We start from the raw sequence: 12,476 nt of genomic DNA on the forward strand, positions 1-12,476 counted from the left end.
GCAGGCCGCGTACGGCGCCGGCGGGGGTGTGGACCACCGGGTCTGTCTGCCGGGGCATGGGCATGGGAGGCCCTTCCTGTGTACGGGTCGGGGGCGTCAGGCGATCGGGGGCGTCAGGCGATGCGCGGGAAGGGGGCCCACTCCTTGATCGCGAACTTCGATCCGCTGCGGGCGACTTCCGCCGCCCCGTGGCCGCCGAAGTGCGCCGGGAAGACGAGCGCGCGGCGGTCGGCGGCGCGGCCGAGGAGCTTGTGCCGGGTGGCGCGGGATTCGGCCGGGTCCTCGCAGAAGCAGGAGTTGGTCGCGGGCTCGGCGATCTGCAGTGCGGTGTGCACCAGGTCCCCGACGAACAGGGCCTGCTCGCCGCCGGATTCCAGGGTGAGGACGGACGAGCCGGGGGTGTGGCCGGGCGCGGGGCCGAGACGCAGGTTGCGGTCGATCCGGTACGCCTCCTCCCACAGGCGGGTGAGTCCCGCCCGGTGGACGGGCGCGACGCTGTCCTCGAAGACGTTCTGGTTGCCGCGGCCCAGCACGGTCCTGTGCTCGTTGGCGGGGTTCCAGAAGTCGAAGTCCCGCCGGTTGATCAGGTACGTGGCGTTGGGGAAGGTCGGCACCCAGTCCCGGCCGTCGAGGCGGGTGTTCCAGCCGACGTGGTCGATGTGCAGATGGGTGTTGACCACGACGTCGACGTCCTCGGGCCGTACGCCGGCGGCGGCGAGGCGGTCGAGGTAGCGGGTGTCCAGGCGGCTCCACGCCGGTGCGTAGGGCCGCTCCTTGTGGTTGCCCACGCCGGTGTCGACGAGGATGGTGCGGCCCTCGCTGCGCAGCAGCCAGGTCTGCAGCGCCGTACGGCACTCGTCGGTGTCCGGGTCCCAGAAGTCGGGTGCCAGCCACGCGCGGTGCTCGTCCCAGGTGTGCCGCCGGCTGTCCGGGAAGAACTGGGCCGGGGTCATCCCGACCGGGCCGTAGAACTCCTCGATGCGGGTGACGGTGACGTCGCCCAGGACGAGTTGCCCGGGTGTGGTGTCCATGTGTCCGTCCTCGGGTCCGGGTTGCGTGGTCCGTAGGAGAACCGAGCCTGGACACGCGGACGGGTACGCACCACTCCCGGGTTTTCCTACCCCTCGCAGGGTGTGGCCGGCAGCGGGCCGTACGCCGAATACTGGGGCGATGAGCGGACCCGGCCCACTCGGCACCTTCCTCCACGCCCGGCGGACGCGGCTGCGCCCCGAGGACGTCGGCCTGCGCGACCTCGGCCCCCGCAGGCGGGTGGCCGGACTGCGGCGCGAGGAACTCGCCCAGCTGGCGGGCGTCAGCGTCTCGTACTACGCACGGCTGGAACAGGGCCTGTCCCGCGGGGCCTCGGCCGAGGTGCTCGACGCGATCGCCCGCGCCCTGCGGCTCGACGACCACGAGCGCGAGCACCTCGTACGGCTCGCCGGCGCCGCCCGCCGCGCACCCCGGGTGCGCCGCCCGCGGCCGGAGAAGCTCGCCGACGAAACCCGCGACCTCCTGCGCGCCGTCGACGGCGCCCCGGCGCTGGTGCTCGGCCGCCGTACGGACGTACTGGCCTGGAACGCCCCCGGGCACGCCCTGCTCGCCGGCCACCTGGACGTCAGCGGCCCCGACGACCCGGCGGAACGCCCGAACACGAGCCGGATGCTGTTCCTGGACCCGCACTGCCGGGAGCTGTACGCGGACTGGCAGCGCAAGGCCCGCGCGGTGGTCGGCAATCTGCGCGCCGCCGTCGGCAGACACCCGGAGGACCCGCTGCTCGCCGGGCTGATCGGGGAACTGACGATGAAGAGCCAGGAGTTCGTCGCCCTGTGGGGCGACCACCGCGTGGCACCGTGCGACGCGGCCGCGTACGAGCTGCACCACCCGGTGGTGGGCCCGGTGACGGTGACGCAGCAGACACTGTCGATCGCCCGCTCACCGGACCAGACGCTGGTCGTGTGCACGGCCGCCGCCGGCTCCGCCTCGGAGGAGGCCCTCGCGCTCCTGCGGCAGGTGAGCGGGGGCCCGGACGGGGCCCGCGAACGGCACCTGCGCGCCCGGGAAGCGGCCGGCTGAAGCCGCGGCTGCCCCGCGTCACACGGTGGCCGCGGTGAAGTGGGTGGCCGCGCCCAGAGCCAGCGCCAAGAAGAGCACCGGGAAGCCGATGTTGTGGAAGACCGACGTCCGAACGTGTGCTCCGACCGCGCACAGGTAGAACAGCACCAGCCCCACCGCGGCGGCCAGGCCCAGGGGCGTGATGCCCGCGAGCCCGACCACCAGGCCGGCCGCGCCGGTTCCCTTGAGGACGGCGAGGTAGGGCAGCGCTTCGGGCCGCAACCCGACCTCGGCCGAGTTCGCGAGCACGAATCGGGCCCGTGCCAGGTCCGCGGTGACGATGAAGGCGTTGGCGACGACGCACGCGACCGTCGCGGCCGGCAACGCCGTCGAAGCGGCGCCGCTCACGCGGCGTACCGCCCGGTGAAGTGAAGCGTCGACGGCGGCACCGGGCCATCCGCCCACTCGCCCACCCGCTGAGGGTCGGCGCCGAAATGAACGATCTGTACGCTCATGAGGGTCTCCTACGTGCAGGGGCCTGTCGTTGTCCGGTTGGTCGCCCGTCATGACGCCCGGCACGACCGAAAGGTGACCGCTCACGTGGACCTGATCGACGAATTCGAGGTGGCACGGCCCCGGCTGCTCGCACTCGCCCACCGGATCCTCGGCTCGCTTGAGGACGCCGACGACGCCGTCCAGAACGCGTGGCTGCGTGCGCACGCCGCGGACCGGACGCGGATCGGGAACCCGGCCGGATGGCTCACGACCGTGACCGCGCGTCTCTGTCTCGACCAGCTGCGCTCACGGGAACGACGTGGCGAGCTGCCCCTCCTCGCGGACGCGATCCCCGGCGACCAGCTCGCCGCCGACGAGGAGTACCTACGGCGCGAAAACGTCTCACGGGCGCTCCTGGTGCTCCTGAGCCGACTCACCGCCACCCAGCGGGTGGCCTACGTGCTGCACGACCTCTTCCGCGTACCGTTCGGCGAGGTCGCCGCCGTGTTGGACATCACGCCGACGAACGCGAAGAAGCTGGCCAGCCGTGCACGGCGACGCCTCGAAGGCGTGGATCCGGCATCCGCGGAAGAGGCCGCGCGGACATCGGGCCACTGGCGGATCGTCGACGCGTTCCTCGCGGCCGCCCGGGGAGGTCGGATCGACACGCTCGTCGCGCTGATGGCATCCGACGTCGTCCGGGCCGCCGACCCGGCGGTGCTTTCCGAGGGCGCAGCCGCCGAAGTCGTCGGGAATCGCGCGGTGGCAGAGGAGACCCGCTACTTCACCGACCGGATTCACACCAGCATCCCGATGCGCGTCAACGGCGCTCCGGCCGCGGTCATCGCCCCGGGCGGCCACCCGCTTGCCGCCGTCACCTTCGACTTCGAGGGCGAGACGATCACCCGTATCGAGATCGCCCGCCTCAACCCGACCGACCGACTGGAACCGAGGCGCAGTACCGGGTTCTGAACCGCCCGCTTGCCGTGCGAGTGCCAGGGGCTCCGGGCCACAGGTGTTGCCGCGGTGCTTACCTGCCCAGGTCGGCGGTCCTCGTGGCGCGTTGGGCGAAGACGTGTTCGCGGTTTTCTGCCATCTGGCGTAGCGCGTCCTTGCGGTCCCGCCTGGAGAGCCGGTCGAGGTAGGTGTATCCGGCGAGGTGGTCGGCCTCGTGCTGGAGGCAGCGGGCGAAGTAGCCCGTGCCTTCGATGACGAGGGGGTTGCCGTCCTTGTCGAGTCCGCGGGCGACGGCGCGGTCGGGGCGGGGGACCGGCATGCCCGCGCCGGGGACGGAGAGGCAGCCCTCGTAGTCGTCGCGGAGGCGGCGGTCGGCGGGGGCGGGCAGGTCCACGACCGGGTTGAGGAGGTGGCCGACGTGCCGGACGCCGTCGTCGTCCGGGCAGTCGTAGACGAAGAGCCGCAGGTCGACGCCGACCTGGTTGGCGGCGAGGCCGGCGCCTTCGGCCACGTACATGGTCAGGAACATGTCGTCGATCAGCGCCGCCAGTTCGGGGGTGCCGAAGTCCGTCACGTCCCGGCACGGGCGGCTCAGCACGTCCTCGCCCACCTCCGTGACCCTGCGCACCGAGCCCCCTGCTTTAGGTGGGAGGGCCGGGTGGGTGTCCACCGGGCGGCCCTGTACGCGGACTCGGCGGTCGGCGGGGGCCGCCCCTTCATGACGAACAGACATGGGCCGTCTCCCTCTTGCGGACGCCGACTGCCACTTGCCAACTCCTTTGCAAACTAGCAGACTTTGCAAAGTGACTGAAGACGATGTCGACGCCGCGGGCGGCCGGACGGCCGGCACCGGCCCGGGACTGCGCGTACACCCGGTCCGTACGGCCCTGCTGGACCTGCTCGCCGAAGTCGGCACCGTCACCGCGACCGAGGCCGCCGCACGGCTCGGCCACAGCTCCGGCCTCTGCTCGTTTCACCTGCGGCAGCTTGCGCGCCATGGATACGTCGAGGAGGCTCCCCACCGCGGGGGCCGCGTGCGCCCCTGGCGCCTGACGCGGGACGGTCCTGGTGCCGCGGGGGCCGAGGAGGAGCAGTTCGGCGAGCTGGCCCGCGGGTTGGAGGACGAGAGCTGGCAGCGGTGGCTGGCCCGGCGGGACGAGGCGCCGGCCGCGTGGCGCCGCGACGAGGCGTTCAGTGCCGTTGCCTATCTGACGCCCGAGGAGATGAGCCGGGTCGCGGACGTGATCCGGCGGGCGCTCGTGCCGTACCGGGACCGGGAACAGCGCCCGCTGGCCCGGCCCGGCGACGCGCGGCCCGTTGCCCTCATCACCCGGCTGTTTCCCCTGCTGCCCCACCCGCAGGACGGTGCGGGTCAGGACTGAGCCGCCGGCTCGGAGCTACTCCTCGCCCGCCAGCGTCAGCGACCGCAGCCGCTGCGCGGCGAACCACGTCGCGCCCGCCGTGACCACGACCAGCAGGACCGTCGCCACCGGCAGCGCCACGTCGGAGACGACGTGCCCGCCCTGGCCGATCTTCTCGCCCACCGCCAGCGCCCACTGCTGGATGCTGAGCGTCTTCACACCGTCGACGAGGCTGCCGAGCAGGGCCTCCCACACCAGCGCGTAGACGAGTCCGAAGACCACCGCGTGCCGCGAGATCGTGCCGAGCATCAGGAAGAAGGCGGCGTACGCGACGGAGGCGACCGCGGCGGCCAGGGCGTACGCGACCGCCAGGCGGCTGCCGTTGCCGCCGAGGATGAACCCGGCGACCAGCGTGGGCAGCGCGGAGAACGCGGCGGTGACGCCGACCGCGACGATCAGTTTGGTGAGGATGATCGTCGGCCGCGGCACGGGCTTCGCGAGCAGGTAGACGATCGAACTGTCGTCGATCTCCGGGCCGATGGCGCCCGTCCCGGCGATGACGCCGATGAGCGGCACCATGGTCGCCAGCGCGAAGCCGCCGAGGAGGTCGGCGGTGACCTCGTCGTCGGCGCCGACGAGGGCGCGTACGACGATGGAGATGACGATGAGCAGGACGGGCAGCAGGAGCAGGATGAGCGCCCGGCGGCGGCCGAGGATGGCCCGCCCGGTGAGCCGGGCGACGGTGGGGTGGTACAGCATCGCGTTCTTCGCTCCTTCTCAGGCCGCGACCAGGTACGAGAAGACGGATTCGAGGGACTCGTCGGAGGGCGAGACCTCGTAGAGGCGGATGCCGTGGTCCCTGGCGACGCGCGGCAGCAGCTCGGTGAAGCGGGCGAAGTCGACGGCCTGGATGTGCAGGATCCCGTCGCGCCGGTCGAGTTCGAGTCCGGCGGTGGACGGGTCGGCGATGAGCGCGGAGGCGAGCGCGCGGTCGTCGCTGGAGCGTACGGCGTAGTGGTGCGGGCGGTCGGTCATCAGCCGGCGGATCTTGCGGAAGTCGCCGGAGGCGGCGTGCCGGCCGGCGACGATCACCTCGATGTGCGCGGCGAGCTGCTCGACCTCCTCCAGGATGTGCGAGGAGAACAGCACGGTGCGGCCCGCGGCGCCCATCTGCCGCAGCAGGTCCATGAGGTGCATGCGCTGGCGCGGGTCCATGCCGTTGAACGGCTCGTCGAGGAGCAGTACGTCCGGCTCGTGGACGAGGGCGGACGCCATCTTCACGCGCTGGCGCATGCCCTTGCTGTACGTGCTGATCCGGCGGTTCTGCGCGTACTCCATCTCGACCGTGGCCAGGGCCTTGCGCGCGGCGTCGGCGCCGAGGCCGTGCAGCTCGGCGTTGGCGAGGACGAACTCGCGGCCGGTGAGGAAGTCGTACATCGCCTCGCGCTCGGGGACGAGCCCGATCTGCTTGTAGACCTGCTCGTTGCGCCAGATGCGCACACCGTCGAGGGTGACCGCGCCGGTGGAGGGGGAGAGGAAGCCGGCCATCATGTTGATGAGGGTCGACTTGCCGGCGCCGTTGGGGCCGAGGAGGCCGGTGACGCCCGGGCCGATGGCCATGGTCACGTCGTTGACGGCGACGACGTTGCCGAACCAGCGGGAGACGCTGTCGATCCGGATGGTGGTCACAGCCCGGCCTTTCGGTAGCGGCGCAGCAGGAAGAGGAAGCAGCCGGCGGCGACCGCGAGCGCGACCAGCAGCGCGACCGTCCCGGCCGCCGTGGACGGGTCGACGGGTTCGGGGGAGGCCGTGGCGGGGGTCGCGCCGAGGAACGTCGACTGGACGTTGTCGATGAGGCCGATGGGCGAGAAGAGCGCGAACCAGCCGATGGCGCCGAGGTTGTCCTGCTCCCACGCGATGCCCTGCAGCGCGCTGACCGCGCCGAACGGCACGGTGAACGCGGCGATGACGGCCGCGACGCCGAAGCCGCGGCGCGGGGTGAGGGCGGCGATGGCCAGGCCGATGCCGGCGAAGAGCAGCGACAGCAGGGCCGCGGAGACGAGCGCCTGGGCGAAGCCCTTGGTCTGGTCGGTGAAGTCGAGCTTGGCCAGCAGCGCGCCGACGTAGAGGACCAGCAGGGGGGTGGCGGTGAGGACGAAGAGCGCGGAGGCCATCGCCGCGTACTTGGCGGAGACGTAGTCGAGGCGCTCGACGGGGCGGGAGAAGTACAGCGGGACCGTACGGAACCGGAGGTCCCGGGAGACGGACACGGGGGCCTGCGCGGCGATGAAGAGGAAGATGACGGGCTGGAGGTAGATCGCGTAGTCGGTGTAGTCCAGCGGCAGTTCGTCCATGCCGGTGCCGACGGCGACCGCGACGATGATGAGCGCGACCAGGCACATGATGCCGAAGAGGAGCGCGGGCGGGACCTTGGACTTCGCGGAGCGGCCGAGGCCGTACGCGGCGCGCAGGGACTGGGTGAACAGCGACCGGCGGGCGTAGCCGCGGCCGAGGCGGGGGCCGTCGTAGTGGCGGTAGCCGATGTCGTGGATGACGTCGGTGGCGGCGGGGGCCTGGGCTGCGTTTCCGGAGCTGCCGGAGCTGCCGGTGGCGGGCGCGTCAGTGGGCATGAGGGCTTCCTGCGGGGTCGGTCGCGGACGTGCTCGCGGTCGTGCTCGTGGTCGTCGGGGTGCTCGCCGGGAGGGTGTCGTCGTCGCGGAAGATCTCCGCGATGCGGTGCCGGCGCTGCTCCATGCGCACCAGCCCGAGGCCGAGTCCGGCCACCGCGTCCCGTACGACGTCGTACGTGTCGTCGCCCTCCGCCTCGACGTACAGCAGCCGGCCGTCCGCCGTGATCCCCAGGCCCGCGCCGGCGAGCGCCTTGCGCAGGGTGGCGGTGCCGTCGGGGTGGGCGTCGGTGTCGGTCACCTCGACCGCGAGGGTGGCGGTGGACTGCGTGAAGTCGCTGGTGGAGCTGGAGCGCAGCAGCCGGCCGCCGTCGATGACGACGACGTGGTCGCAGGTGCGCTCCAGCTCGCCGAGGAGGTGCGAGGTGACGAGGACGGAGATGCCGAAGTCGGCGTGTACGCGGCGGATGAGGCCGAGCATGTCGTCGCGGCCGACGGGGTCGAGGCCGTTGGTCGGCTCGTCGAGGAAGACGAGCTGCGGGTCGTGCACGAGGGCCTGGGCGAGCTTGACGCGCTGCTTCATGCCGGTGGAGTAGCCGCCGATGGGGCGGTAGCGCTCCTCGTACAGGCCGACGTGGCGCAGGGTGTCGGCGGTGCGCTCGCGGGCCGCGGTGGCGGGCAGGCCGGACATGCGCGCCATGTGGACGACGAACTCCGTGGCGGAGACGTCGGGCGGCAGGCAGTCGTGTTCCGGCATGTAGCCGACGCGCTCGCGGATGCTGGCGGCGGTGTCGCTGCCGGCGGCCACGTCGAGGCCGAGCACGGTGGCCGAGCCCTCGGAGGCGGGTGAGAGGCCGAGGAGGATCTTGATCAGCGTGGACTTGCCGGCGCCGTTGGCGCCGACCAGTCCCGTGACCCCGGGGCCGATGTCGAGGGTGAGGCCGTCGAGCGCGGTGACACGGGGAAACCGTTTGCTCAGGTTCTCGGTGGCGATGACTGTCACGTTGCACGACGGTAGTGGTGCGGGGGCGCGGGGGCGTCAGACCTGGCGATGGTTGGCGGATACGACCGGGGAGTGACGGACCCGTAGGGGGAAGGGGGCGGGAACCCTGAGGTTACCCGCGGTATCCACAGGGCGACTGCGGGCATTGACGGAGCCATGGGGTGATGTCACAGTCATTGGTGTCAGCTTTCGGGCGGGGCCGGCTTCGGGGGAAGTCGGCCCGGGCAGTGTGGACTTGGGGCGGGGCCGGCCGGGAGGGCGGTGGCCGCGGCGGTGCGGTGCCGGCTTGCGGGAATCGGGCTCGCGGGAGATTCGGGTGGCGGGGAATGCGGCGGGAAAGGGGAGGGGCGGACTGATGGGACTCACCGGGTCCTCGGCGGCTCTGCGGGGGTTCACAAGCGTGCAGCGCCTGGCGTACGAGTGCGCGGAGGCGGTGGCGGCGCAGCTCCGGCCGGGGGTCACGGAGCGGGACGCGGCCCGGATGCAGCGGGAGTGGCTGCGCGAGCGCGGCGTGCGGGACTGGTTCCACCTGCCGTTCGCCTGGTTCGGCGACCGGACCGCGTTCGCCGGGTTCAGGGTGCCGCTGCAGTTCTTCCCGACGAACCGGGAGCTGGCGCCCGGCATGCCCTTCATCCTCGACCTCGCGCCGGTGCACGGCGGGCATACGGCCGACGTGGGCTATTCCGGCTCCCTGGGGCCGAACCCCGTGCACGACCGGCTGATGCGCGACCTCCGGGTCCACCGCGAGCTGATCCTGCGCGAGGTGCGCGAGCGCCGCCCGCTGCGGGAGATCTACGAGGACGTGGAGCGCCTCATGGTCCGCCAGGGCTATCACAACCGGCACCGGGCCTATCCGTTCGGTGTCATCGCGCACAAGGTCGACCGGGTCCGGGAGCGGCGCTTCGCGCCGCACGTGTTCGGCTTCGGCACGCAGAGCCTCAAGGGCCTGGCGAAGGACGCGCTGCGCGGGCACCGCGAGGGCTGGTCGCCGCTGTGGAGCCCGTACCGGTTCTCGCAGCACCCGCCGCGGCCGGGGCTGTGGGCGGTGGAGCCGCACCTGGGCTTCCGGGGGACGGGGGCGAAGTTCGAGGAGCTGCTCGTCGTGACGGATTCGCGGGACGAGGAGGAGAGCGCGTTCTGGCTCGACGACGACCTGCCGCATGTGCGGCGGTGGGCGGAGGCGGAAGCGGACCGGGAGCTGGCGGCGGACGGCGCGCAGGGTGCGGTGCAGGGGCGGGAGCCGGAGAAGGGGTGGGTGGCGTGAGCGAGTGGGGCGGCGCGGCCGTGCGGGAGCGGTGGGTGCGTACGGCAGGGGTCGAGCTGTGCGTGGCGGAGCTGGGAGACGCCGGACAGCCGACGGTCGTGCTGCTGCACGGCTATCCGGACAGCAAGGAGGTGTGGGCCGAGGTCGCGTCCCGGCTCGCCGAGCGCTTCCACGTCGTGCTGTACGACGTCCGCGGCCACGGCCGCTCCACCGCGCCGAAGCCGCTGAAGGGCGGCTTCACGCTGGAGAGGCTCACGGACGACTTCCTGGCCGTGATCGACGCCATCAGCCCGGACGGCCCCGTGCACCTCGTGGGGCACGACTGGGGCTCGGTGCAGGGCTGGGAGTTCACCACGGTGGAGCGCACGGAGGGCCGTATCGCCTCCTTCACTTCCCTCTCTGGCCCGTCCCTCGACCACTTCGGGCACTGGATCAACGGCCGGCTGCGCCGTCCCACCCCGCGCCGGGCCGGCCAACTGCTCGGCCAGACCGCCAAGTCCTGGTACGTGTATCTGCTGCACACCCCCGTGCTGCCCGAGCTGGCCTGGCGCGGCCCGCTCGGCGCGCGCTGGCCGGCGATCCTGCGGCGGCTGGAGAAGGTCCCCGGCGACGGCTATCCGACGGCCTCCCTCGGCGACGACGCGGCGCACGGCGCCTGGCTCTACCGGGACAACGTCCGCGCCCGGCTGCGCCACCCCCGCGCCGACGCCTACGCGCACGCGCCGGTGCAGCTCATCACCCCCGCGGGCGACGCCTTCCTCTCCCCGAGCCTCTACGACGACCTGGACCGCTGGGTGCCGCAGTTGCTGCGGCGCACGATCGACGCCAGGCACTGGGTCCCGCGCACCCGGCCCGACCAGCTCGCCGCGTGGATCGGCGAGTTCGTGCTCGCGCACGAGGACGGCACACCGGTGACGGAGATCGTCCCCGACGGGCCGTACGCGGACCGGTTCGGCGGGCGGCTGGTGCTGATCACCGGTGCGGGCAGCGGCATCGGCCGGGCCACCGCCTTCGCCTTCGCGGAGGCCGGTGCGCGGGTCGTCGCGGCGGACGTCGACGCCGAGGGGGCGGCCACGACCGCCGAGTTGTGCCGCATGATCGGCGCGGCGGAGGCGTGGCCGGAGGTCGTCGACGTCGCGGACGAGGAGGCGATGGAGAAGTTCGCCGAGCGCGTCGCCGCTGCGTACGGGGTGGTGGACGTGCTGGTGAACAACGCCGGGGTGGGTCTGTCCGGCCCGTTCCTGGACACCTCGGCGGCGGACTGGCGCCGGGTGCTGGACGTCAACCTGTGGGGCGTCATCCACGGCTGCCGGCTCTTCGGCAGGCAGATGGCCGAGCGCGGCCAGGGCGGGCACATCGTCAACACCGCCTCGGCCGCGGCGTATGCGCCGTCGCGGGCCCTGCCCGCGTACGCGACGTCGAAGGCCGCGGTGCTGATGCTCTCGGAGTGCCTGCGCGCGGAGCTGGCCGGGCAGGGGATCGGCGTCTCGGCCGTCTGCCCCGGCTTCGTGCACACCAACATCACGGCCACCACTCGGTTCGCGGGTGTCTCCGGGGACGAGGAGCAGCGCCGCCGGAAGAGCGCCCACCGCTGGTACGGGAAGCGGAACTACCCCGCGGAGAAGGTCGCGGAGGCCGTGCTGCGGGCGGTCGCGCGCAACCAGGCGGTGGTGCCGGTCACCCCGGAGGCGCGGGGCTCGCGGCTGCTGGCGAGGTTCGCGCCGCGCGCGCTGCGGGCGATAGCCCGGGTGGAGCCGAAGCTCTAGAGCGCGACGACCAGAACCACCCGCCTTCCAGGAGCCGCATCGTGAGCACCGAAGCACCCCTCCCGCGCGCGGAGCACCGCGCGAGTACGCCGGACCTGGGCCCGTTCGACCGACGGGAGACCGCGGTAGCCGCGCCGGTCGTACCATCCCTCCCAAGAGGGCTCGCCGCGGCGGGCCGAGCGGGGCACGCGGCGGGCGGGGCGACGAGCGGGCCGGTGGGCAGGCCCGCGTACGGGCCGGGCGACCGGCCGAGGGGCAGGAGAGCGGTGCGGGAGCAGCAGACGGAGGGCGAGTACCGGATCGAGGGTCTGGCGCACGCCAGCGGCACGACCGTACGGACCATCCGCGCGTACGCCGACCGCGGCCTGCTGCCCCGGCCGGAGCGGCGCGGCCGGACCAACGTCTACGGCGAAGAACACCTCGCCCGGCTCCGCCAGATAGCCGGCCTCCTCGATCGCGGATACACCCTGGCGTCCATCAAGGAACTGCTGGAGGCATGGGACGCGGGCCGGGGGCTCGGCGGTGTGCTGGGACTGGTCGCCGAGGTGCAGGGGCCGTGGACCGACGAGGAGTCCGGGCAGCTGAGCCGGACGGAGCTGGAGGAGCTGTTCGGCGGGGCGGCGGACGAGTCCGCGGTCGAGGAGGCCGTCGAGCTGGGCGTGCTGGAGCGGGTGGCCGGCGAGCCGGAGGTGTTCTTCGTGCCCAGTCCGCAGCAGCTCACGGTCGCCGCCGAACTGCACGCCGCGGGCGTCCCGTTCTCCGCCATCACCGGCCAGCTGCGCGAGCTGCGGCTGCGGGTGGAGGAGATAGCCGCGGGCCTGCTCGACTTCACCGCCGAGTACGTCTTCCAGCGCTACCTCGACCACCCCCCGTCGGACGCGGAGGCGACCGAGGCCGCCGGCCTCGTCCGCAGGCTGCGCCCCCTGGCGCAGCAGACGCTGGACGCGGAGC

At 72.9% G+C, this 12,476-nt stretch carries 13 protein-coding genes; 6 read left to right on the forward strand and 7 right to left on the reverse strand.

The window, feature by feature from the left end; translation table 11 throughout:
• Nucleotides 1-113: 113 nt before the first annotated feature.
• Nucleotides 114-1,031 carry an MBL fold metallo-hydrolase gene (locus H5J30_RS06875; protein WP_181786263.1) on the reverse strand — a complete coding sequence of 306 codons (918 nt, stop codon included), beginning with the start codon at nucleotides 1,029-1,031 and terminating at the stop codon, nucleotides 114-116.
• A 139-nt stretch (nucleotides 1,032-1,170) separates the two neighbouring features.
• Between H5J30_RS06875 and H5J30_RS06880 the strand changes: the two genes are divergently transcribed.
• Nucleotides 1,171-2,073 (forward strand): helix-turn-helix domain-containing protein, encoded by a 903-nt coding sequence (locus H5J30_RS06880; RefSeq protein WP_181786264.1) that lies wholly within the window; start codon nucleotides 1,171-1,173, stop codon nucleotides 2,071-2,073.
• A gap of 18 nt (nucleotides 2,074-2,091) precedes the next feature.
• On the opposite strand, the gene H5J30_RS06885 is transcribed toward H5J30_RS06880, so the two are convergent.
• The gene (locus H5J30_RS06885; protein ID WP_181786265.1) at nucleotides 2,092-2,460 is read right to left on the reverse strand and encodes a DoxX family protein; all 369 of its coding nucleotides are present in this window, start codon (nucleotides 2,458-2,460) and stop codon (nucleotides 2,092-2,094) included.
• Between the two features lie 192 nt (nucleotides 2,461-2,652).
• Here H5J30_RS06885 and H5J30_RS06890 point away from each other — a divergent pair, with 192 nt between their 5' ends.
• Entirely contained in the window at nucleotides 2,653-3,519 is an 867-nt protein-coding gene (locus H5J30_RS06890; RefSeq protein WP_181786273.1) for a sigma-70 family RNA polymerase sigma factor, read from the forward strand.
• 58 nt (nucleotides 3,520-3,577) lie between these two features.
• On the opposite strand, the gene def is transcribed toward H5J30_RS06890, so the two are convergent.
• Entirely contained in the window at nucleotides 3,578-4,237 is a 660-nt protein-coding gene (gene def, locus H5J30_RS06895; protein ID WP_181786266.1) for a peptide deformylase, read from the reverse strand.
• A gap of 70 nt (nucleotides 4,238-4,307) precedes the next feature.
• Between def and H5J30_RS06900 the strand changes: the two genes are divergently transcribed.
• Nucleotides 4,308-4,886 (forward strand): winged helix-turn-helix domain-containing protein, encoded by a 579-nt coding sequence (locus H5J30_RS06900; protein ID WP_309505454.1) that lies wholly within the window; start codon nucleotides 4,308-4,310, stop codon nucleotides 4,884-4,886.
• A gap of 15 nt (nucleotides 4,887-4,901) precedes the next feature.
• Here the strand turns inward: H5J30_RS06900 and H5J30_RS06905 are convergent, their stop codons facing one another.
• The 4 genes from H5J30_RS06905 to H5J30_RS06920 are packed head-to-tail and all read right to left on the reverse strand — an operon-like array spanning nucleotide 4,902 to nucleotide 8,495.
• The gene (locus H5J30_RS06905; RefSeq protein ID WP_181786274.1) at nucleotides 4,902-5,621 is read right to left on the reverse strand and encodes an ABC-2 transporter permease; all 720 of its coding nucleotides are present in this window, start codon (nucleotides 5,619-5,621) and stop codon (nucleotides 4,902-4,904) included.
• A gap of 21 nt (nucleotides 5,622-5,642) precedes the next feature.
• Complete coding sequence (locus H5J30_RS06910) at nucleotides 5,643-6,554, reverse strand: ABC transporter ATP-binding protein (protein WP_018838782.1); 912 nt, start codon at nucleotides 6,552-6,554, stop codon at nucleotides 5,643-5,645.
• Nucleotides 6,551-7,495, reverse strand: a complete 945-nt coding sequence (locus H5J30_RS06915; protein ID WP_181786268.1) for an ABC transporter permease — start codon at nucleotides 7,493-7,495, stop codon at nucleotides 6,551-6,553. Before H5J30_RS06915 ends, H5J30_RS06910 begins: the two co-directional genes overlap by 4 nt.
• Complete coding sequence (locus H5J30_RS06920) at nucleotides 7,485-8,495, reverse strand: ABC transporter ATP-binding protein (RefSeq protein WP_181786269.1); 1,011 nt, start codon at nucleotides 8,493-8,495, stop codon at nucleotides 7,485-7,487. Before H5J30_RS06920 ends, H5J30_RS06915 begins: the two co-directional genes overlap by 11 nt.
• Nucleotides 8,496-8,850: 355 nt before the next feature.
• Between H5J30_RS06920 and H5J30_RS06925 the strand changes: the two genes are divergently transcribed.
• The 3 genes from H5J30_RS06925 to H5J30_RS06935 all read left to right on the forward strand — a co-directional run.
• Complete coding sequence (locus H5J30_RS06925) at nucleotides 8,851-9,759, forward strand: M24 family metallopeptidase (RefSeq protein ID WP_181786270.1); 909 nt, start codon at nucleotides 8,851-8,853, stop codon at nucleotides 9,757-9,759.
• On the forward strand, nucleotides 9,756-11,525 hold the full coding sequence (locus H5J30_RS06930; RefSeq protein ID WP_181786271.1) for an SDR family oxidoreductase: 1,770 nt from the start codon (nucleotides 9,756-9,758) through the stop codon (nucleotides 11,523-11,525). The genes H5J30_RS06925 and H5J30_RS06930 overlap by 4 nt, the downstream gene beginning before the upstream one ends.
• A 266-nt stretch (nucleotides 11,526-11,791) precedes the next feature.
• The coding region (locus H5J30_RS06935; protein ID WP_181786272.1) for a MerR family transcriptional regulator at nucleotides 11,792-12,476 on the forward strand (685 nt) is incomplete at its 3' end.

Source organism: Streptomyces phytophilus (genome assembly GCF_013870535.1).
GTDB classification, from domain to species: Bacteria; Actinomycetota; Actinomycetes; order Streptomycetales; family Streptomycetaceae; genus Streptomyces; species Streptomyces phytophilus.

Bases quoted from the DNA above. Each gene is read 5' to 3' on its own strand.
- H5J30_RS06915 (WP_181786268.1), bottom strand. From the start codon at position 7,495: ATGCCCACTGACGCGCCCGCCACCGGCAGCTCCGGCAGCTCCGGAAAC.
- H5J30_RS06925 (WP_181786270.1), top strand. From the start codon at position 8,851: ATGGGACTCACCGGGTCCTCGGCGGCTCTGCGGGGGTTCACAAGCGTG.
- H5J30_RS06875 (WP_181786263.1), bottom strand. From the start codon at position 1,031: ATGGACACCACACCCGGGCAACTCGTCCTGGGCGACGTCACCGTCACC.
- def (WP_181786266.1), bottom strand. From the start codon at position 4,237: ATGTCTGTTCGTCATGAAGGGGCGGCCCCCGCCGACCGCCGAGTCCGC.
- H5J30_RS06880 (WP_181786264.1), top strand. From the start codon at position 1,171: ATGAGCGGACCCGGCCCACTCGGCACCTTCCTCCACGCCCGGCGGACG.